Origin of the sequence: Xenorhabdus budapestensis (genome assembly GCF_002632465.1) — a bacterium.
Classification (GTDB): domain Bacteria; phylum Pseudomonadota; class Gammaproteobacteria; order Enterobacterales; family Enterobacteriaceae; genus Xenorhabdus; species Xenorhabdus budapestensis.
The window spans coordinates 20,164-41,822 of record NZ_NIBS01000006.1 but is presented as its reverse complement, the minus strand read 5'-3'; the positions used below and the strand labels follow the sequence as shown (position 1 = coordinate 41,822).

Sequence of the window (21,659 nt, the reverse complement as noted above, 5' to 3'; positions counted from 1 at the left end):
GGCAATCAAATACTTCCTCATAGTTTTGTTATATCAACTCCTGTTATGGCAATGAATGCTGAATTCCGGCGATAACTTACTGACCCCTAATCCATTCATTTTTTCTACTTTGATCTGCACAGGTATCCGCTCTTTCATCGCTTCAACATGGCTGATAACACCGATGGTTTTTCCTGTCGCATTCAGGTGATCAAGTGCATCCAGAGCGATATCAAGGGTTTCTGAATCCAGAGTACCAAAGCCTTCATCAAGGAACAGGGATTCTATCTGAGTTTTGTTGCTGACCAGATCAGACAGAGCTAATGCCAGCGCCAGACTAACGAGGAAACTTTCACCACCTGAGAGGGTTTTGGTATCTCGAATTGCATCGGCTTGCCAGGTATCGATGATCTGTAACTCTAATCCACCATCATCTTTGCTTTGTCGTTTGCGCTGTAGATAGTAGCGGCCGTGTAATTTTTCTAACCGAATATTTGCCAGATAGACTAAATGATCCAATGTTAGTCCTTGAGCAAAACGCCGGAACTTGGCACCATCAGCGGAGCCGAGTAAGTTATTGAGATAACTCCAGTCATCGTAGTTTTGTTGTGAAAGGGCAATTTGTGCCAGTAGTTCTTGCTGCTGATGCCGACGACTGGCATCGCTGTTGAGCCGGTTTTTTACTGCGCCTTGGAGCTGATTATTTTGTTTCAGTTCATCGGCAATATTAGCCAAGAGTTCGGTTACTTGTGGCGGTTCGTGTTGTTCCAGCAGTAACGGCGATTTTTCTCTATGCCGTTGTAATATAACTTCTGATTCATGATATCGTGTTTTAGCTTGCAGGCTCTGTTTGGTAAGTTGTTCTTGTAATTGTTGCAGAGCTTCTCGCTGTTCAGGCACCAGCAAAGCTTGCTCAAAAGCAGTTTGATGAGAAAAACCTTGTTGTTGCAACCCTTGCCGGAAAGCGTTGGATGCTAATGTACACTCGGTTTCGGCAGTGTGACAGCTTCGTTCAATTTGACTGGCTGCGCCCGTTAATTGATTCATTTTATTCTGTAACTGCTGCAAAGCTGTCGTCGCTTGTTTATAGGCGGTATCCAATTCATTCGTCTTTTGCTGTAATTCCTGACGGACGGTACTGATGGATTGCTCACCAAAAAATTGATAACGCTCTTGTTGTGTTTGTTGCAATAGCAGTTTTTGTTGTTGTTGCTGTTCACTCAGTGCTTGCAGTTTATTGGTCAGCTTATCTTTTTGCTTTTCCAGTTCATTGAGTTTACTTTGCAGAGCTGCCTGCTCCCGTTGTAATTGTTGCCATCTTTCTCGCGAAGCATGATAGTTTTTTAATTCGTTATCACGTAACTGTAGCCAGTTCTCAACCTCCTGCGGTTCCGGTAGTACAAATGGCGTATCATATAATTCGAAGGTTAGCTGCTCTGTTGTGGCTGTGTATTCCGCTTCTATCTGGCGCAACTCTTCTGTATTTTCAGTTAATTGTCTCTGATAAGTCTCTTGCTTGACCTTTTCCAGGGCGATCTCTTGCTCGTAAGATTTGTACTGTTCACGATGATTCGATAGTGATTTTTCCGCAGCCTGATACTGTTTTTCAGCTTGTAATAGTGCTTCGTACTGTTTTTGGTGTTGTCGGTAAGCCGCTTTCCGTTGACTAATAAAGTGACCTACAGACTCTGTCTCTGCTGATAATTCATCTACTGTAAATTCAGAGGATTGTAGCTGTTGGCAATGGTGCAGCCATTGTTTATTCATCTCTGCTAGTTGAGATATGAGGTGTGTAATGGATTGCTGTAATTGCTCACTGCGTTCTTGCTGAAACTGCTGTTTTTGCTGTAAAGCGGAGCGTTCTCCTTGTAGCTGTTCTATTTTCTGGCTCAGAACTTTCAAGCGCTCTTCTGATTTTGGCAGGGCGATATTTTGGTATTCGGTGATCAAAGGGTGATGCGTTGCCCCACAAAGCGGGCAGGCTTCTCCTTCCTTCAATTGGTTGCGTTCTTGTTCCAGGCTGATGATCCGCTGTTCCAGACGAATACGTTCAGCTAAATCCTGATGGTGTTGCTGCGTTTCTGTTAATTGCAGTTCGAGAGCGGTTATCTGAGTTGGTAAAGGTTCCAGTAATGCCTGAGTTTGTGTGAGTTGTGCCTGATTATCTGAAATCGTTGCCTGTAATTGTTGGATCTGGGGCTGCAAAATCTCCAGTTGATTTTGTGAACTGAGTTGTGATTGGTAATCTAATAACTGTTTTTGTAACTGTTCCAATGGATGAATTGCCTGCAAGCTACTCAGTTCTTTTTCGGCAAGGATAAGTTCATTCTGTAATGGCTGGTTTTGTGTAGATTGTTGTACCAGCGTCGTATTTAAGACATTCAGGTGCTCATTTGTACAGGTTAGTTCAGTGGTAATTTGCTGGTTTTTTTGTCTGAGCCTGGTTATCTGGATCTGTTTTTCTTTCTGGCGAGAAAAGAGTTGTTTCCATTCAGGCAGTTTACTCTCCAGCTTACGGAAATAAGGGTGTTCTTCGTAGTATGTTTCCAGCGTTTTTTGTTCTTTATTCAGTGTGATGTACTGAGTTTTCGTCACTTGATATTGAGACAATATTTCTGTCAGTTCACGATTATATGCAGTAACTTCTTTCTCCTGAGTGAGCAAGTCTTTCGATTGAATTTCGATCTTATGATCAAGTGGCATAATGTGCTCAGAAATCAGTTTTTCCTGCCGCATATGATGCTGTATATGCTCTTTTTGGGTATTTTCTAGCTCAATCTGCTTTTGTTGGGCTGGTTGTAATAAAGAACATTGTTGTTCAATCTCATATGTTATTTTTCTGTGTTGTTCATCAAGCCGTTGCTTTTCATTAAATGCTCGATTTTGTGTATCCCACAATGGACGAAGTTTTTCGGCAGGTTCACTGGCAGCCAGTTGTTGTAATTGGGGGTGGGCATCTTGAATAGCTTGCTCAGCCTGCTGAAAAAGCAATTTGTTGTTAGTTAATGCTTGTTCTAATTCATTTTGTTGTACGAGCCAATGTTCGGTTGCCTGTAAGTCTTTAAGCTGCTGGTTGAGCTGAGTTTCTGCTGCGATAAGCTGTTGTTGCTGATTTTGGTATTCTTCTATCTGTGCCGGAGTTAATAATTCGATTGAAGAAGCTCTAGCTTGTTGAATATTTAATTCAGATTGGGCTTCTTTATGGCGTTGGTAAATTTCCTGCGACAAGATACCGTAAATTTCTGTACCGGTCAGTTCTTCCAGTAAATCGGCACGGTCTTTATCATCTGCATTTAAGAATGCAGCAAAATCACCTTGTGACAGGAGGATAGATTTAGTAAAGCGTTTGAAATCAAGACCAGTTATTTCAGCAATTTTCTCTTTTTTATCCGGTATTTTGTCAGCCAAAATCTTGCCTGTTTTTTTGTCTGCTAATTCTCCTTTCGGGGGCTGGAGTTTGCCGTCAGCTTGATTGCGGGCACGACGCTGGCTCCAGAAGGCACGATAAGCAACCCCTTTAACTTCGAATTCAACTTCTGACAGACATTCGGCTGTATGGCGGGTCATTAATTCATTCTGATTGGCTGAAATGGTGTTGAGCCGTGGGGTTTCGTGATATAAGGCGAGGCAGATAGCATCCAACAGGCTAGTTTTTCCTGCACCTGTCGGGCCGGTAATAGCAAATAATCCGTTGCTGGCAAAAGGCTCTGCTGTGAAATCAATTTTCCATTCACCCTGTAAGGAATTAATATTTTTTAGCCGTAAGCTAAGAATTTTCATGCTATTGCATCCTACTATTTTCTCTGAACTATTGTTTTTGAGCTGCTGTTTCTGAGCTATTGTTTTTGAGCGGCTGTTCTTGGGTATGTTGCTGAGCAATATCGTCCAGTGTTTGCCTGAACAGGGTAGTCAGGCGTTGTTTCTGCAGTTGATCGTCAATTTCAGCCAATGCCAGTCGTCTTTCGAAAACTTCGTATACACTCAATTCGGTAAGTATCTCTTTGTTTTTTTCCGATAATGATATTTGTCGTATAGTTTTACTACGCCGTAGCAGGATGATTTCGACAGGCAGATCGACAGCCATAGACTGAATGCGTTTCTGGATGTCATGCAGGTAATCTTGAGTTGCAACTTCAATATCCAGCCAAACAGGACGTTCTCCCTGATAGTCACTGAAAGTTTGTAATTGTTCCTCGATTTGTTGCAAATTCCCCCGAATTAATTGCATTGGTTGATAAGCAGGAATGGGCAACAGGGTGACACTATTGAACTTATCCTCCTTAAATTCAACCAAACAAACACTTTTCTCTTGCCCGACTTCATCGAAACTTAAGGGGATTGGTGAGCCGCTGTAACGGATATGCTCAGCCTGATTGATCAGTTGTGGACGATGAATATGCCCCAGAGCAATATAGTCAGCAGGAGGAAAGGCCTGAGCAGGGAAGGCATCCAGTGTGCCAATATAAATATCCCGGACAGAATCTGTTGTAGAAGCCCCGACAGTGGTCAGATGCCCGGTTGCGATAATCGGCAGAGGGTGACCGAGCTGTTCCCGTAATAGACAAGCCTGTTGATAGAGCTGGTGGTAGTGTTCCGTAATAGCATCTTGTAGTGCCTGCTGTTTTTGCATGGCTGATTGCCCCGCTTGACTTATCATGATATCCCGTGGGCGCAGATAAGGAATGGCGCAGAGAATGGCACCGGGTTGACCATTTTTGTTATTCAGTAACTTAATTTGTTGCTGGATATCCGTTTCTGCACAAGCAATGACGGTGGTGTTCAGGTAAGAAAATAGGGTCTTTGATTCATTGAGTGTGGCGACAGAATCATGATTTCCGCCAAGAATAACGAGCTGACAGCCAGTGGGTTGTAAGTCCACGACAAACCTATTGTATAACTCACGGGCGTAGCTGGGTGGAGATCCCGTATCAAAAACATCTCCGGCAATAATCAGGGCATCAACCTGATATTCATTTATTTGCCCAATAAGCCACTGTAAGAAGTGTTGATGCTCTGCGGCACGATTTTTGGTAAAGAAATATTGCCCAAGATGCCAGTCTGACGTATGAATGATTCGCATGTTTTTTTACTCTGTTTTTCTTATCTTGCTTTTTTGCTCTGATTTATGTGTTGTTTCAGCTTTCCGCTTATTAATTATAATGAGTGCTCAAGGGATGTCGTGTGTAATTACGATTTCATTCGCAGGTTTTCGAGCAGCTTCGCAACAACAATGAAATATGACAGCTATGTAATAAATTCCCTGTAATGTTGATTACAGTTTTATGATGAAGACAGAAGGTGTTTCATAAAACTGTAATAAAATTGACTCACAATGAATTATTGTGAGTTTTGCTGACTTCAATAATATTGGTAGGATTAACCATGGTTAGACGTATTTTGGTTGTTGAAGATGAAGCCCCAATTCGTGAAATGGTGTGCTTTGTGCTGGAGCAAAACGGGTATGAACCTGTTGAAGCAGAAGATTATGATACAGCTATCGGGCGTCTGTCAGAGCCTTACCCTGATTTAGTATTATTAGACTGGATGCTGCCTGGTGGCTCAGGAATACAAGTTATTAAACAGATGAAGCGCAGCAGTAATACCAAAGATATTCCTGTCGTAATGGTGACTGCGCGGGGAGAAGAAGAAGATCGGGTTCGTGGGCTTGATGTTGGTGCTGACGATTACATCACTAAGCCATTTTCTCCGAAAGAATTGATTGCTCGTATTAAAGCTGTGTTGCGTCGTATGTCTCCCATGACAGCGGAAGATATTATCAATATGGATGGGTTAATGCTGGATTCCGTATCCCACCGAGTTTCCAGTCAGGGGCAGGATGTGGATATGGGGCCAACGGAATTCAAACTTCTTCACTTTTTCATGACACATCCTGAACGTGTCTATAGCCGTGAACAGTTACTCAACTATGTATGGGGAGCTAATGTTTACGTGGAAGATCGTACTGTTGATGTGCATATCCGTCGATTACGTAAGGTGCTTGAAATCGGTGGACACGATAAAATGGTACAGACTGTGCGTGGTACAGGTTATCGTTTCTCCACCCGTTATTAATCTGTCTGGTTTTTATCGATAGGTTTTATGTGGACAGGTTTGTTGAACACTACTTAGTGAATAAAACCAGATGAACAAAATCAGCTAAACAAAGCTAAGTAAACCAAATAATTATGATGAACATTTAATTTCATGCCGGAGAGAATCACGTGCTGGAGCGGTTATCCTGGAAGCAGTTAGTACTGGGTCTGTTTATTTTTTGTCTGCCTGCAATTATTTTGTCTTTCTTTATTGGCCATCTGGCGTGGTTGCTGGTGGTGGCATTATTGCTGGCACTGGTATGGCATGGTTACAATTTACTGAAATTATCTGACTGGCTCTGGTTGGATCGCAGTATGTTACCTCCTTCAGGTCGTGGAGGGTGGGAACCCATATTTTACGGCATTTATCAGTTGCAGCAACGTAACCGTAAGCGTCGTCGGGAGTTGGCATTACTGATAAAACGGTTCCGTAGCGGGGCGGAATCATTACCGGATGCTCTGGTGATGATGACAGTGGAAGGTAATATTTTCTGGTGTAATCGCTTAGCTCAACATTTATTAGGATTCCGCTGGCCTGAGGATAATGGGCAGTCTATTTTTAATTTGCTTCGCTATCCTGATTTTAGTCGCTATATGGTTGCGGGCGATTTTACTTACCCTCTTTCCATTGAATTAAATAATAGTCATCTGATGGAATTTCAGTTAATGCCATATGCAGAAGGGCTACTATTGATGATCGCCCGTGATATTACACAAAAGCGGCGATTGGAAAATTTCCGCCGCGATTTTTTTGCCAATGCCAGTCATGAGTTGAGAACACCATTAACAGTACTGCAAGGCTATCTGGAAATGATGCAGGATCAGGAATTGGGTAGAGAAGCAAACCAGAAAGCGATCAGGACAATGCAGGAACAGATCCGAAGAATGGATGGTCTGGTTACACAACTATTGCATCTCTCCAGAATTGAAATCGGATCGCAGGTGGATATGCATGATGTTGTTGATGTGCCTGCTATGTTGGTTTTATTGCAGCAGGAAGTGCTGACACTGGCAGATAAACGGTATGATATTGCGTTTGATGTCGATGAAAAACTACGGGTTTTCGGGAATGAAGAACAACTGAGAAGTGCAATGTCGAACCTCGTTTACAATGCTATTAACCACACAGTGGAAGGTACTCGTATTGTAGTTAGTTGGTCTAGATCCTCTCAGGGAGCATTGTTCAAAGTCGAAGATAATGGTCAAGGGATCAGCCAAGAGCATTTACCGCGCCTGACTGAGCGTTTTTATCGGGTTAATCGTGCTCGTTCACGACAAACAGGTGGAAGTGGGTTGGGGTTGGCGATCGTGAAACATGCTTTGCATCATTACAATACACATCTCGATATTTCAAGCACTGTAGGGAAAGGTTCTACATTTAGTTTTTTGTTGCCTCAGCCGCTTGTTGTCTCCGATATATACCCAATGGATTTCAAGTTGCATCGCGGCGGCAAGGGAGCGACAAATTCGTCGGGAACGAATTTGTCCAGCCAAAGGCTGGCCTCCGGTGAGAGGCAGGAGCCTCTCATTAATCCCCGGGAGCATAGATAACCGTATGTTTATAAAAACGGTGACCGGGATGGATGAGTGCAGCCAACAAAGAGGCAACTTGAAAGGCGAAGGATATAGGTAAACTGATTAAAAAAATCATAAGGTTAATGTAATTTAATGGTAATAATACGGGCAAAAAAATGATTTATTAATCAATGTGAATAAAAAAGTGCAAATCATATAGTGTGTATTCAATGATAGATGATAATAATCACTAGTTTTAAAAATTAGTTTAAGATATTACTCTGCTTTTTGGTTTGTTGCTTGCCTTTTGGCGTTATAAAAGTTTTACTTGGGGGTAGTTGTTGGCGATTCTAGCTGTTCTTTCCACTACCATTCTGTGTCTTGCGAGTATCAGGGAACAGATACTTATCACTGACTGTTAAATCAGGATCCTGTTTCGCCAGTGAAAATTCAAGTATTTGCAATAGTTACTATTGCATGTGCAATTCTTTCAGTAACAATAAGTTAACAATCATTATGACATACCGTTTATCATCTAAGGATATTTGGGCATTAGGCTTTATGACTTTTGCTCTGTTCGTTGGTGCGGGAAATATCATTTTTCCACCTATGGTTGGCTTGCAGGCGGGTGAGCATGTTTGGGTCGCTGCCGCTGGCTTTTTGCTTACTGCTGTAGGTTTACCTGTCATTACCGTTATTGCTTTGGCGAAAGTAGGGGGTGGAATTGAAGCTCTGAGTTCCCCTATCGGTAAAACAGCGGGTTTAATACTGGCGACTGTCTGCTATCTGGCTGTTGGCCCGCTGTTTGCAACACCAAGAACTGCAACCGTTTCTTTTGAAGTGGGTATCGCTCCGTTAGTAGGCTCCGGAGAACTTCCACTTTTCATTTACAGCATAATCTATTTTTTACTGGTGGTTCTGGTTTCACTTTATCCGGGTAAATTACTGGATAGCGTCGGACATGTGTTGGCACCAATCAAAATACTGGCATTAGTCATTCTGGGAGTTGCAGCTGTGTTATGGCCAGCGGGCCATTCTATTCCTGCTATTGAGACTTATCAGGAAATACCGTTTTCAAATGGTTTTGTGAACGGGTATTTAACTATGGATACCCTTGGCGCAATGGTATTCGGCATTGTTATTGTTAATGCTGCACGTTCCAGAGGGGTGGAATCTTCTTCATTGTTGACCCGCTATACCATGTGGGCTGGTTTGATTGCAGGGCTTTGTCTGGCTCTGGTTTACCTTTCTTTGTTCAAATTGGGGGAAGGCAGCGGCATATTAGTACCAAAAGCTGATAATGGTGCAACTATCCTGCATGCTTATGTTCAGAGTGTTTTTGGTAACTATGGAAGCTTCTTCCTTGCGGTATTGATCTTCATAGCTTGTATGGTAACTGCAATAGGCTTGACCTGCGCTTGTGCTGAGTTCTTCAGCCGTTATCTGCCGCTCTCTTATCGCACACTGGTTCTGAGCCTGGGATTGTTCTCCATGCTGGTTTCCAATTTGGGTCTGAGTCATCTGATTACTTTTTCAATTCCGGTGCTCACGGCAATTTATCCGCCTTGTATTGTACTGATATTGTTGAGTTTTACGATCCGTTGGTGGAATAACTTCACCCGTATTCTGGCTCCCGCTATGCTGGTCAGCCTGATGTTTGGGGTTTTGGATGCCATTAAATCATCTGAGTATTTATCACATTTACTGCCTAAATGGGCAACTCATCTGCCGTTGGCAAATCAAGGGCTGGCATGGTTAATACCGACTCTGTTGTCAGTGGTAGTATTTGCTATTTATGATCGCATTGCGGGAGAAGGCAAACTTCCAAAGCATGAAATCCAGCAGGGATAATGCTGATTACTATTCATTAATTCTTCTGTAAGAAAAACAATTCGGGCGGCATAAATCAATGCCGCCCTGATGCCTGTTGGCCCTGCCTTTCCTATAAAATAATAACAATATCTATCAAGAAATATAAAACTAAACTCCACTAGATTATACCTAATAAATTTGTTGCTGATAAATTCAATAATTATTAGAAGATGTTTGGTTGGTAAATTCAGGGTTATTGATAAAAATGAACAGAAAAATGCAAATCATATATTATTCATTCAATTATAGATAATAATAATCACTATTTTTAAAAATTAGTTTAGGATATTATTCTGCTTTTTGGTTTGCCACTTGTCTTTTGGCGATATAAAAGCTTTACTTATGGTCAGTTATTGGCGATTCTAGTTGTTACTATCATTTTGTATCTTACGGGTATCATTGAATATAAAACGCACCCCGTATTAAAGTAAGAATTTAGTCTCACCAATGAAAATTTCAGTATTTGCGATAGTTACTCTATTTATAGATGTAACAAAATGTATAGCATTTACTATTTCATATTTAATCTTTAACAATAATTTATTATTAATCACTATGGCATATCATTTATCATCTAAAGATATTTTGGCATTAGGTTTTATGACCTTTGCCCTGTTTGTTGGAGCGGGAAATATTATTTTTCCGCCTATGGTTGGTTTGCAGGCGGGTGAGAATGTTTGGATTGCTGCTGCTGGTTTCTTGATTACTGCTGTAGGCCTACCAGTCATTACCGTTATTGCTCTGGCGAAAGCAGGGGGCGGAATTGAAACACTGAGTTCTCCTATCGGTAAAACGGCGGGTTTAATACTGGCGACAGTCTGCTATCTGGCTGTAGGTCCACTGTTTGCAACACCGAGAACTGCAACTGTTTCTTTTGAAGTAGGTATTGCGCCGCTGACAGGAGACGGTAAGCTTCCGCTTTTTATTTATAGTGTCGTCTATTTCCTACTGGTAATCGTCATTGCACTTTATCCGGGGAGATTACTGGATAATATCGGACGTATACTGGCACCTGCTAAAATGTTGGCGTTGGCTATTCTGGGTATTGCGACATTATTGTGGCCTGCCGGTAGCCCTATTCCTGCCTCTAATACTTATCAGGAAATCCCATTCTCAAATGGTTTTGTAAATGGTTATTTAACCATGGATACACTGGGAGCAATGGTATTCGGCATTGTTATCGTTAATGCTGCGCGTTCCAGAGGAGTGAAGTCTTCTGTATTGTTGACCCGTTATGCCATGTATGCGGGTTTGATTGCAGGGCTTTGTCTGACTCTGGTTTACCTCTCTTTGTTCAAATTGGGGGAGGTGAGTGGAACGTTAATACCAACAGCTAAAAACGGTGCAGCGATCCTGCATGTTTACGTTCAGAATACTTTTGGTAATTATGGGAGCTTCTTACTGGCGGTATTGATTTTCCTTGCCTGTATAGGAACAGCAGTCGGTTTAACTTGCGCTTGTGCTGAGTTTTTCAGCCGTTATCTGCCGCTCTCTTATCGTACTCTGGTTCTGAGCCTGGGATTGTTCTCCATGCTGGTTTCCAATTTGGGTTTGAGTCATCTGATTGCGTTTTCAATTCCGGTGCTTACGGCAATTTATCCGCCTTGTATTACACTGATATTATTGAGTTTTACCAATCGTTGGTGGAATAACTTCACCCGTATTCTGGCTCCCGCTATGCTGGTTAGTTTGGTATTTGGGATCCTGGATGCGGTTAAAGCGTCTGAGTATTTGGTTCACTTATTCCCAACATGGGCAGAATATTTGCCATTGGCAGAGCAAGGGTTGGCATGGTTAATGCCGACTCTGTTGTCTGTCATTGTATTTGCTATTTACGATCGCATCGTAGGTTCAACAAAAATCCCAAAGCATGAAGTTCAGCAGGAGCAGCTTTGACAGTCGATAAGCTCATAAATTAGTCTAACCTAACTGACTAGACTAATAAAAAATATGCTTAAAGTGTGTACATTAAGAGGTGATGTTATGGAAAAAGTTAACATCTACGATGCGAAAATCAACCTGTCCAGAATTGTTTAGAAAGTTGCTCGTACTGAAGAACCAGTGGTGATCGCCAAGATACTAGTGATAGCAAGCTGATAGATTTTGTCGGTGATTACATTACTGTAATTCCTAACAGATAGCCAAAATGGGGATGGGTAATTTGGCTATTTAAATTGGTTGCAATCCGATTGAAGTTCATTCGTTATTTCAGGGGCTTGCATTGCCCCTAAAATAAATTATTGTTTAGCTGTTCTTATTTAGTTGCTAATAATTAGTAGCCAGTAGCTGCGCCAGCAGGTCGTCGTACATCATTGGCACCATAGATATATCCTTCACGAACTTTGCCTGAGACGGCAGAGTCATTGCCTGATGAATTGACTGGAGAAACGCCGGCAGCGCCCGGTAAACCTATCATGATTAATTCAGTCGCGCCCCATGGAGTCTGCTCTACCATTTTGTACCCCATTTTTTCCAGTAAATTTAAGGTGTCTTTCGAAAGGCCACGCTGTTCATAATAGACTTCATCTGGTAGCCATTGATGATGAATGCGCGGGTTGTTAACTGCTTCTTGTGGAGGCATACCAAATTCGATGATATTCAAGGCAGCCTGTAAGGTGATAGAGATAATCCTTGAACCACCCGGAGAGCCTAAGACCAGAAAAATTTTATTATCTTTGGTTACGAGTGTCGGGCTCATGGATGATAGTGGGCGCTTACCGGGGGCAATGGAGTTGGTTGCTCCTTGAACCAATCCATACATATTCTTTTCCCCAACCTTAGTGGTGAAGTCATCCATTTCATCGTTCAGGAAAAAGCCAGTACCCGGTGCGATGACAACGGCACCAAAGCGCCCATTAATGGTATAGGTTGTTGATACTGCGTTACCACCTTTATCTACAACAGAATAGTGGGTTGTTTCTGGTTTTTCGTGTGGGCCAATACCCGGCTGAACTTGTTTTGACGGGGTTGCTTTGTTTGGCTGGATCTCTTTTCTGATAGATTCTGCATAGCTTTTACTTAATAAACGATCAAGCGGGTTTTTGATAAACGCAGGATCACCAAGGTAAGTATTTCTGTCTATGTAAGCGTGACGCATAGCTTCCGTCAATGTATGGATATAGGCGGCAGAGTTGAATCCCATGGATTTGAGATCATAACCTTCAACAATATTCAGTATTTCGCACAGTGTGACGCCACCGGAGCTGGGAGGAGGAGAAGAGATGAATTTATATCCGCGATAGCTACAGGTGACTGGTGTGGTTTCGGTGATAGTGTAATTGGCAAAATCAGTCGCTGTAATGATCCCTCCAGATTTCTTTGAAGTTTCCTCAATGATTTGTGGAATTTTACCGTGATAAAAGGCATCTGGCCCTTGTTTGGCAATCATCTCCAGCGTGTTGGCTAAATCAGTCTGAACTAGTTTGTCTCCTGGCTGGAAAGGTGTTCCATCTTTGCGCAGGAAGATGCGGGCAGTTTCTGGATCTTGAGTAAAGCGTTTGACAGTGGTGTCCATAATATCTGTATCACCACGGGTCAGGATATAACCTTCACGTGCCAGCTTGATTGCTGGTGCCATGACTTGCTCGCGGGTTAACGTACCGTATTTTTGCAGTGCGGTATCCAGCCCCATAACTGTGCCGGGCACACCGATGGCTTTATAACCATACAAGCTGGCACCTTTGATAACATTACCCTCTTTATCCAGATACATATCGGCACTGGCAGCCGCTGGTGCGGTTTCACGGAAATTAATGAATGTATCTGTACCATCTGCCAGATGGATGGTCATAAAACCCCCTCCACCAATATTCCCGCAGCAGGGATTGACCACAGCTTCTGCATAGCCCACGGCAACCGCAGCATCAATAGCATTACCTCCCATCTTGAGGATATCAACACCAACTTGTGATGCCAGATGTTGTGCACTGACTACCATGCCTTGTTTGGCTTCAACAGCAAGTTCGGTAGCAGCATAAAGAGTAGAGGATACGAATAACGAGACAGCAATGAGAGGGATTTTCCATGTCTTGGACATTTTTTGCTCCTTATCTTCGGGTTGTTGAGTAAAAGCGCCAAAAGATTATAAGGTTTTTGTTAATTATTTGTGATATTACCTTATAGAAAGCTCAGGATTTTGGGAAGGTGAATTTTTGGGCGCCTGTCAATAACTTGAAAAATTCAAATAATGAAAACTAACTATACCCAATGGATTTCAAGTTGCGTCGCGGCGGCAAGGGAGCAACTTGAAAGACGAAAGGTATATAGAAAAGCACATAGAAAAACCAGCCGATAATACGGCTGGTTTGAAAGATCCATTAACAATGTGATTCTATTAAAGGATTGAATACTGACGGAGATTACAGTTTGTCAGCATTTTTGGTCAGGTATTTAGCTACGCCTTCTGGGGAAGCACCCATACCTTCTTGACCTTTAGCCCACTGTGCAGGGCAGACTTCGCCGTGCTCTTCGTGGAATTGCAGTGCATCAACCATACGCAGCATTTCGTCAATGTTACGGCCCAGTGGCAGATCGTTAACAACCTGATGACGAACAACACCATTTTTATCGATCAGGAAAGAACCACGTAAAGCGACGCCAGCTTCTGGGTGCTCAATACCGTATGCTTTCATGATGTCACGTTTGATGTCAGCAACCATTGGGTATTTGACTTCACCGATGCCGCCTTCGTTGATTGGGGTCTTGCGCCATGCGTTGTGAACGAATTCAGAGTCGAAAGAAACACCGATAACTTCAAAGCCGCGTTTTTGGAATTCTTCATAACGGTGATCGAAAGCAATCAGCTCTGAAGGACAAACGAAAGTGAAGTCCATTGGCCAGAAGAAGATAACGGCTGGACGACCATTCAGATGTTTTTTCAGGTTGAAGTTATTAACGATCTCACCATTACCGAGAACCGCAGCAGCTGTAAAGTCAGGGGCTTGGCGGGTTACTAAAACCATAATTGACTCCTGTGATTTTAAAAGATTCTACCCTTAGGTATTTGTGGAAACGGGTTACAGCATAAGGAATTAGGTTATAGCAATAAAGGATAAAATACCAATTGATATAATAGGTTTTACCTATTGATAATCTATTTTTAATGCCTTTTCGTCTACATAAGATAAAGCTATTTGGCAAAAGTGCAAGGTTCTGGAGAAATTTCCTGTTCCAGTAAACGTTTGTCTGCGGCTAAAACCATCATTTGAGGGTAAAACTGCCAGAATAGTGCTTCAAAATCAGAGTAATGATTTTCAATATCTTGGTACGATCCCGCCAATGCTGATAATCTCGGTCGTCTTCTTGCCATACTTTGCAGGACATTAGCAATACATGTCAGATCAGCATAACGGATCAACAAATTTTGTGACCAGAGATATTGGTTTAATTCCTGAAATTTTTCAGGAGTGGAACCGAGATGAGGTTTTATCTGGTGGTGGGCAAGGTGAACAAATTCCGGCAAAGAGTAATTTTTTTCAAGTTTATCCCAGTATCGAGATAGAAAATGATCCCAGATGATATCAAGGGTTATAGGTGCCACACGCCGATATTCACTACGGAATAATGTCCCGGCTTCAATGACCAAAGGATGGTTATCTGTCAGGCTGTCTATTCTGCGGTGCAGACGAATACCCGATACAATATCGGCGCTGAATAAGCCTTCTGGGGAACCACGGACAAAATCTGCCATTAAATTACCCAGTAAGGAGCTTTCGGATAATGCTGCCAAATGCAAGTGTGCGAGAAAATTCATGGGGAAGAGTATAGCGTAAATAGTTAAACTAATATGCTTCTTTCTTGCACCATTGTCTGTGCAGCACTAGACTAGTCCGCCTGTTTTTTTGAATGATACAGATAAAATGCGTGTCGCTGATTTTACATTTGAACTGCCAGAAGAGCTGATTGCTCACTATCCCCAACCACAGCGCAGTGGCTGCCGTTTGCTCTCCCTTGATGGGGAAACAGGCGAGCTGGCACACGGCATTTTTACTGATGTGCTGGATAAACTGGAAACGGGGGATTTGCTGGTTTTCAACAATACCCGAGTTATTCCTGCCCGTCTGTTTGGTCGTAAGGCAACAGGTGGCAAATTGGAAGTTTTAGTAGAAAGGATGCTGGATAATAAGCGAGTACTTGCTCACGTTCGTGCATCTAAAGCACCAAAAGAAGGCGCAGAGTTGATCCTTGGCGAGGATAAAGCGCTTGGTGAGAATATCCTTGGTGCAAATAACGGCATCAAAGCAACAATGTTGGCACGCCACGATGCTTTATTTGAAATTCGTTTTGATGACGAACGGGACGTATTGACCATTTTAGATGAAATCGGTCATATGCCGTTACCGCCTTACATTGCTCGTCCTGATGAAGAGGCAGATCGGGAATTATATCAAACAGTATACAATGAACGTCCGGGAGCGGTTGCTGCACCAACCGCTGGGTTGCACTTTGATGAGCCACTTTTGGCTGCTTTGCGTGAAAAAGGCGTAGAAATGGCTTTTGTCACTCTGCATGTGGGGGCAGGAACTTTTCAGCCTGTGCGTGTAGAGACAATCGAAGATCACGTTATGCACGCTGAATATGCAGAAGTACCGCAGAATGTTGTTGATGCTGTACTGGCGTGCAAAGCGCGTGGTAATAAAGTGGTGGCAGTGGGAACAACGTCAGTCCGTTCGTTGGAAAGTGCAGCCCGTGCTTGTCAGGATGGTCTTATTGCTCCATTTTTCGATGATACCCAAATCTTTATCTACCCAGGATTTGAATATCAGGTTGTTGATGCACTGATTACTAATTTCCATTTGCCGGAATCTACATTAATCATGCTGGTTTCTGCATTTGCGGGTTATAAAAATACCATGGGTGCTTACAAAGCAGCGGTAGCTGAGAAATATCGTTTCTTTAGTTATGGTGATGCGATGTTTATTAATCGTAATTCTCTGGCTGCAAAAGAACTATGGCTTCAAAAGAAACAGTAGCAAAAGAAAAAATTTCGTCACTCCAGTTCCGCTGGCTTGAACAATTTTTAAACATCACATCGGACTGTTTTTCTGATGTCTGGAGGTTAAGTGAAATTTGAGTTACAAAAGACGGACGGGCATGCCCGCCGTGGTCGCCTGATTTTTGATCGCGGTGTAGTGGAAACACCAGCGTTTATGCCTGTGGGAACTTACGGCACAGTTAAAGGCATGACACCGGAAGAGGTTAAAGAGACAGGAGCTCAAATCCTGTTAGGAAATACCTTTCATTTATGGTTACGTCCTGGCCAGGAAATCATGAAACTGCATGGCGATCTGCATGATTTTATGCAGTGGCAAGGCCCGATCCTGACTGATTCTGGCGGTTTTCAGGTCTTTAGTCTTGGGGCAATGCGTAAAATCAAGGAAGAAGGCGTTCATTTCCGCAATCCTATCAATGGAACGCCCGTTTTCCTTAGCCCGGAAAAATCGATGGAAATCCAATATGATCTGGGTTCCGATATCGTCATGATTTTTGATGAATGTACGCCATACCCTGCGGATTGGGATTATGCCAAACGCTCTATGGAAATGTCATTGCGCTGGGCAGCACGCAGCCGTCAGCGTTTTGATGAACTGGGCAATAAAAATGCACTGTTTGGTATCATTCAGGGCAGTGTTTATGAAGACTTGCGTGATGTATCTGTCAAAGGGTTGGTGGAAATTGGCTTTGACGGTTACGCTGTGGGTGGTTTGGCTGTAGGTGAGCCAAAAGAAGATATGCATCGCATTTTAGAACACGTTTGCCCGCAAATTCCACAAAATAAGCCACGCTATTTGATGGGAGTTGGTAAACCAGAAGATTTGGTTGAAGGTGTTCGTCGCGGTATCGATATGTTTGACTGCGTTATGCCAACTCGTAATGCCCGGAATGGTCATCTTTTTGTGACAGAAGGTGTGATCAAGATCCGCAATGCGAAACATAAAGAAGATACATCTCCGTTAGATGAGCATTGTGACTGCTATACTTGCCGAAATTATAGCCGTGCGTATCTGCATCATCTTGATCGCTGTAACGAAATTCTTGGTGCAAGGCTGAATACAATACATAATTTAAGGTATTATCAGCGCCTGATGGCCGGAATTCGTAAAGCCATTGAAGAGGACAAACTGGAACAGTTTGTTGAAGAGTTTTATCAGCGGATCGGTAAACCGGTTCCACCGTTAAATGTATAATTTGGCGTGACTAACCAGCCTCAATGTGTGTAGCATATTGGGCTGGTTTTTGATCGGGCCATTATCGATTTTCGATGGCAAATTTTTCGAGAACTATTTTTTCGCAAACCATTTTTCGGAAACCACTTTTTGAAACTTGTTTTTGAAAACTATTTTTTAAAATACATGCTTCGCAAATGATGTTTTCGATAACAATGAGGGATATTTGATGAGTTTTTTTATTTCTGAAGCTGCGGCAGCTGCTGGTGCGCCAGCGCAAGCTCAGGGAAACCCATATTCTCTGATTATCATGCTGGTTGTTTTCGGTTTGATTTTCTATTTCATGATTCTGCGTCCGCAACAAAAACGCACCAAAGAACATAAAAAACTGATGGATTCCATCTCCAAAGGAGATGAAGTACTGACTTCTGGTGGTTTGGTTGGTCGTGTCTCTAAAGTGTCTGAAACTGGCTACATCGTAATTGCCCTGAATGACACCACAGAAATAACTGTCAAACGTGATTTCGTCGCTGCCATTTTGCCGAAAGGTACAATGAAGGCTATTTAATTTTCCGATTTTCCCGAAGGGAACTGCCGTGTTGAACCGTTATCCTTTGTGGAAGTATCTGATGCTGATCGCTGCGATCCTCATCGGTCTGCTTTACGCACTTCCCAACCTTTATGGTGAGGATCCGGCTGTGCAAATCACTGGCGCGCGAGGTATCGCCGCCAGTGAAAAAACGCTGGACCAAGTCCGTAATGTTTTAGATAAAGAACAGATCAAGAGCAAGTCCATTGCACTGGAAAATGGGGCAATTCTTGCTCGTTTCAATAGCCAGGATATTCAGCTCCGTGCTCGTGAAGCTTTAGTTTCTGCATTGGGTGAACAGTATGTTGTGGCATTAAATCTTGCGCCTGCGACCCCAATCTGGCTAAACAAAATTGGCGCTGAGCCGATGAAGTTGGGCTTAGACCTGCGCGGAGGGGTGCACTTCCTGATGGAAGTGGATATGGACACTGCCATGAGCAAACTTCAGGAACAGAACATTGATAGTCTGCGTTCTGAACTGCGCGACCAAGGTATTGCTTATTCCACTATCCGTAAGGCTGAAAATTACGGTGTAGAAATTCGTTTCCGTGATAATGATGCTCGCTCTAAAGCAGAAAGTTATCTTGCATCCCGCCACCGCGACTTGGTGTTTTCGACAGGCGCTAACAGTACCCTGAAAGCGGTTATGAGTGATGAACGTTTGCGTGAAGCTCGCTCCTATGCTGTACAGCAGAACATCACTATCCTGCGTAACCGTGTTAACCAACTGGGTGTTGCCGAACCTTTGGTGCAACGTCAAGGTGCTGACCGTATTGTTGTTGAACTACCAGGTATTCAGGATACTGCTCGTGCGAAGGAAATCCTTGGGGCAACTGCGACGCTGGAATTCCGTTTGGTAAATACTAACGTTGACCAAAGCGCTGTTGCATCAGGCCGTATTCCGGGTGATTCAGAACTGAAATATACCCGTGATGGTAGCCCTGCTGTGCTGTACAAGCGTGTTATCCTGACCGGTGATCATATTACCGATTCAACATCGGGTACTGATGAGAACGGGTATCCTCAGGTTAATATCTCACTGGACAGTGTCGGTGGTACTGCGATGTCTAACTTCACCAAAGATAACCTACAGAAGCCTATGGCAACGCTGTTTGTGGAGTATAAAGACAGCGGTAAGAAAGACGCTAACGGCCGAGCGATTCTGGCTAAGCACGAAGAAGTTATCAACATCGCGACTATTCAGTCCCGTTTGGGTAACAATTTCCGTATTACCGGGATTAATAACCCGAATGAAGCACGCCAATTGGCATTATTGCTGCGTGCAGGTGCTCTGATTGCACCAATCCAGATTGTGGAAGAACGCACAATTGGGCCAACTCTTGGTATGCAGAATATTGAACAGGGTCTTGAAGCTTGTTTATGGGGATTGATTTCTTCTGTACTGTTCATGGTGATTTACTATCGTAAATTTGGCTTGATAGCGAGTAGTGCGCTGTTGGCAAACCTGGTATTGATCGTCGGTATTATGTCCTTGTTACCGGGGGCGACACTGACGATGCCGGGTATTGCGGGTGTCGTATTGACTTTGGCTGTTGCGGTGGATGCGAACGTCTTGATAAACGAACGTATCAAAGAAGAGCTGCGTAACGGGCGTAGTATACAGCAGGCTATTCATGAAGGTTATAAAGGTGCATTTTCCAGTATTATCGATGCCAACCTGACGACGCTGATTACCGCTGTTATCTTGTATGCAGTGGGAACAGGCTCTATCAAAGGCTTTGCGATCACAACCAGTATCGGTGTAGCGACATCAATGTTCACTGCCATTGTAGGAACACGCGCAATCGTGAACCTGTTGTATGGTGGTAAGCGTATCAATAAGTTGTCAATTTAAGGAGCACGTTGTGGCACAGGATTACTCTGTTGAACAATTAAACTATGGGCGTAAAGTCATCGACTTTATGCGCTGGGACAACGTCGCCTTTACTGTTTCGTTTCTGCTGTTGATCGCTTCCATCGTCATGATAGCAACTCGCGGGTTTAACTGGGGGCTTGATTTTACCGGTGGTACGGTAATTGAGATTAACCTGAGTAAACCGGCTGATCTGGATAAGATGCGTGAGAGCCTGATGAAAAATGGTTTTGCAGATCCACTTTTGCAAAACTTTGGCAGCAGCCGTGACGTAATGGTTCGTATGCCGCCAGTGACTGGTAATGCAGGTCAGGAGCTGGGCAATAAAATTATCTCGGTCATAAACGCAGATATCGATAAAGATGCGGTTGTTAAGCGAGTTGAATTTGTTGGCCCAAGTGTGGGAAGCGAGTTAGCGCAAACCGGGGCAATGGCGCTAGTGGTGGCGCTGATCTGTATTCTGATTTATGTCGGATTCCGCTTCGAATGGCGTCTGGCGTTAGGGGCCGTTATCGCGCTTGCTCATGACGTCATCATTACATTAGGTATACTGTCGTTATTCCACATTGAAATTGGCCTGACTATCGTGGCATCGTTGATGTCCGTTATCGGTTATTCATTAAACGATAGTATTGTTGTCTCGGATCGTATTCGTGAGAACTTCCGTAAGATACGCCGTGGTACGTCATATGAAATCATAAACGTCTCTCTGACTCAGACTCTGAGCCGTACGATTATGACCTCAGCGACGACATTACTGGTGGTGATGATGCTTTATATCTTCGGTGGCGAAATGCTGAAAGGATTCTCACTGGCGATGTTAATCGGGGTTTCCATCGGTACAGCATCTTCTATCTATGTTGCATCTGCGCTAGCGCTGAAACTCGGTATGAAGCGTGAGCATATGATTGTGCAGAAAGTGGAGAAAGAAGGGGCGGATCAACCTTCCATTCTTCCTTAATCACTTTTTCTGTAATGACATAGTTTTTGATGACCAGTTTTTAATGACATAGTTTGTCTTGTTCAAACACCCTGTGAGTACTTACTGACAGGGTGTTTTTCATTATCACTTCAAGGTAAACTGTTTGTCTGTTCGGTTAACTGTCAGGAAACAATATGCATTGCCCATTTTGCGCAGCCGTTGATACTAAAGTTATTGATTCCCGTCTGGTAGGGGATGGCTCACAAGTGCGCCGCCGCCGTCAGTGTCTTGAATGTCATGAACGATTCACCACGTTTGAAATCGCAGAATTGGTGATGCCGAGAGTCATAAAAAGTGATGATATGCGGGAGCCTTTCGACGAAGAAAAATTGCGTCGTGGCATGCAGAAGGCACTGGAAAAGCGCCCTGTCAGCTCTGATGATGTGGAAATGGCGATTAGCCACATTAAGTCACAGGTTCGGGCTACGGGAGAGCGTGAAATCCCGTCTAAAATGATCGGCAATTTCGTGATGGATGCGCTGAAAAAACTCGATAAAGTGGCTTATATTCGTTTCGCGTCTGTTTACCGTAGTTTTGAAGACGTTCGGGAATTTGGTGAAGAGATCGCCAGACTACAAGATTAAAGGCCATC

15 protein-coding genes are annotated in these 21,659 nt (G+C 43.3%); 10 read left to right on the top strand and 5 right to left on the bottom strand.

What is annotated here, in order from left to right:
- Positions 1–33: 33 nt before the first annotated feature.
- Positions 34–3,759 carry an AAA family ATPase gene (locus Xbud_RS07770; RefSeq protein WP_099135533.1) on the bottom strand — a complete coding sequence of 1,242 codons (3,726 nt, stop codon included), beginning with the start codon at positions 3,757–3,759 and terminating at the stop codon, positions 34–36.
- A 28-nt stretch (positions 3,760–3,787) separates the two neighbouring features.
- Positions 3,788–5,059, bottom strand: a complete 1,272-nt coding sequence (gene sbcD, locus Xbud_RS07765; RefSeq protein WP_099135532.1) for an exonuclease subunit SbcD — start codon at positions 5,057–5,059, stop codon at positions 3,788–3,790.
- Positions 5,060–5,361: 302 nt separating this feature from the next.
- Between sbcD and phoB the strand changes: the two genes are divergently transcribed.
- The 4 genes from phoB (at position 5,362) to brnQ (Xbud_RS07740) (ending at position 11,354) form a co-directional block, all read left to right on the top strand.
- Positions 5,362–6,051, top strand: a complete 690-nt coding sequence (phoB, locus tag Xbud_RS07760) for a phosphate regulon transcriptional regulator PhoB (RefSeq protein WP_099135531.1) — start codon at positions 5,362–5,364, stop codon at positions 6,049–6,051.
- A gap of 149 nt (positions 6,052–6,200) precedes the next feature.
- Positions 6,201–7,622, top strand: a complete 1,422-nt coding sequence (phoR, locus tag Xbud_RS07755) for a phosphate regulon sensor histidine kinase PhoR (RefSeq protein WP_099135530.1) — start codon at positions 6,201–6,203, stop codon at positions 7,620–7,622.
- 480 nt (positions 7,623–8,102) lie between these two features.
- Positions 8,103–9,437: a branched-chain amino acid transport system II carrier protein gene (gene brnQ, locus Xbud_RS07750; protein WP_099135651.1), complete on the top strand. Its 1,335-nt coding sequence runs from the start codon at positions 8,103–8,105 to the stop codon at positions 9,435–9,437.
- 576 nt (positions 9,438–10,013) lie between these two features.
- The gene (brnQ, locus tag Xbud_RS07740) at positions 10,014–11,354 is read left to right on the top strand and encodes a branched-chain amino acid transport system II carrier protein (RefSeq protein WP_099135650.1); all 1,341 of its coding nucleotides are present in this window, start codon (positions 10,014–10,016) and stop codon (positions 11,352–11,354) included.
- Between the two features lie 376 nt (positions 11,355–11,730).
- On the opposite strand, the gene ggt is transcribed toward brnQ (Xbud_RS07740), so the two are convergent.
- The 3 genes from ggt to Xbud_RS07720 form a co-directional block, all read right to left on the bottom strand.
- Complete coding sequence (ggt, locus tag Xbud_RS07735) at positions 11,731–13,494, bottom strand: gamma-glutamyltransferase (RefSeq protein WP_099135528.1); 1,764 nt, start codon at positions 13,492–13,494, stop codon at positions 11,731–11,733.
- A 322-nt stretch (positions 13,495–13,816) separates the two neighbouring features.
- Positions 13,817–14,419, bottom strand: a complete 603-nt coding sequence (locus tag Xbud_RS07730) for a peroxiredoxin C (RefSeq protein WP_038262893.1) — start codon at positions 14,417–14,419, stop codon at positions 13,817–13,819.
- Positions 14,420–14,586: 167 nt separating this feature from the next.
- Positions 14,587–15,210: an acyl carrier protein phosphodiesterase gene (locus Xbud_RS07720; RefSeq protein WP_099135526.1), complete on the bottom strand. Its 624-nt coding sequence runs from the start codon at positions 15,208–15,210 to the stop codon at positions 14,587–14,589.
- A 106-nt stretch (positions 15,211–15,316) separates the two neighbouring features.
- On the opposite strand from Xbud_RS07720, the gene queA reads away from it, so the two are divergent.
- The 6 genes from queA to nrdR all read left to right on the top strand — a co-directional run bounded on the left by queA (position 15,317) and on the right by nrdR (position 21,651).
- The gene (gene queA / locus Xbud_RS07715) at positions 15,317–16,429 is read left to right on the top strand and encodes a tRNA preQ1(34) S-adenosylmethionine ribosyltransferase-isomerase QueA (RefSeq protein WP_099135525.1); all 1,113 of its coding nucleotides are present in this window, start codon (positions 15,317–15,319) and stop codon (positions 16,427–16,429) included.
- A 90-nt stretch (positions 16,430–16,519) separates the two neighbouring features.
- Positions 16,520–17,644, top strand: a complete 1,125-nt coding sequence (gene tgt, locus Xbud_RS07710) for a tRNA guanosine(34) transglycosylase Tgt (RefSeq protein WP_099135524.1) — start codon at positions 16,520–16,522, stop codon at positions 17,642–17,644.
- A gap of 208 nt (positions 17,645–17,852) precedes the next feature.
- Positions 17,853–18,191, top strand: a complete 339-nt coding sequence (yajC, locus tag Xbud_RS07705) for a preprotein translocase subunit YajC (protein WP_047678376.1) — start codon at positions 17,853–17,855, stop codon at positions 18,189–18,191.
- 28 nt (positions 18,192–18,219) lie between these two features.
- The gene (gene secD, locus Xbud_RS07700) at positions 18,220–20,067 is read left to right on the top strand and encodes a protein translocase subunit SecD (protein ID WP_099135523.1); all 1,848 of its coding nucleotides are present in this window, start codon (positions 18,220–18,222) and stop codon (positions 20,065–20,067) included.
- Between the two features lie 10 nt (positions 20,068–20,077).
- On the top strand, positions 20,078–21,046 hold the full coding sequence (secF, locus tag Xbud_RS07695) for a protein translocase subunit SecF (RefSeq protein ID WP_099135522.1): 969 nt from the start codon (positions 20,078–20,080) through the stop codon (positions 21,044–21,046).
- A 155-nt stretch (positions 21,047–21,201) separates the two neighbouring features.
- Positions 21,202–21,651: a transcriptional regulator NrdR gene (nrdR, locus tag Xbud_RS07690; protein WP_099135521.1), complete on the top strand. Its 450-nt coding sequence runs from the start codon at positions 21,202–21,204 to the stop codon at positions 21,649–21,651.
- Positions 21,652–21,659 lie beyond the last annotated feature (8 nt).

Coding starts and splice junctions, on each gene's coding strand:
- Xbud_RS07770 (WP_099135533.1), bottom strand. CDS start 3,759: ATGAAAATTCTTAGCTTACGGCTAAAAAATATTAATTCCTTACAGGGT.
- sbcD (WP_099135532.1), bottom strand. CDS start 5,059: ATGCGAATCATTCATACGTCAGACTGGCATCTTGGGCAATATTTCTTT.
- phoB (WP_099135531.1), top strand. CDS start 5,362: ATGGTTAGACGTATTTTGGTTGTTGAAGATGAAGCCCCAATTCGTGAA.
- brnQ (WP_099135651.1), top strand. CDS start 8,103: ATGACATACCGTTTATCATCTAAGGATATTTGGGCATTAGGCTTTATG.
- brnQ (WP_099135650.1), top strand. CDS start 10,014: ATGGCATATCATTTATCATCTAAAGATATTTTGGCATTAGGTTTTATG.
- ggt (WP_099135528.1), bottom strand. CDS start 13,494: ATGTCCAAGACATGGAAAATCCCTCTCATTGCTGTCTCGTTATTCGTA.
- Xbud_RS07730 (WP_038262893.1), bottom strand. CDS start 14,419: ATGGTTTTAGTAACCCGCCAAGCCCCTGACTTTACAGCTGCTGCGGTT.
- Xbud_RS07720 (WP_099135526.1), bottom strand. CDS start 15,210: ATGAATTTTCTCGCACACTTGCATTTGGCAGCATTATCCGAAAGCTCC.
- queA (WP_099135525.1), top strand. CDS start 15,317: ATGCGTGTCGCTGATTTTACATTTGAACTGCCAGAAGAGCTGATTGCT.
- yajC (WP_047678376.1), top strand. CDS start 17,853: ATGAGTTTTTTTATTTCTGAAGCTGCGGCAGCTGCTGGTGCGCCAGCG.
- nrdR (WP_099135521.1), top strand. CDS start 21,202: ATGCATTGCCCATTTTGCGCAGCCGTTGATACTAAAGTTATTGATTCC.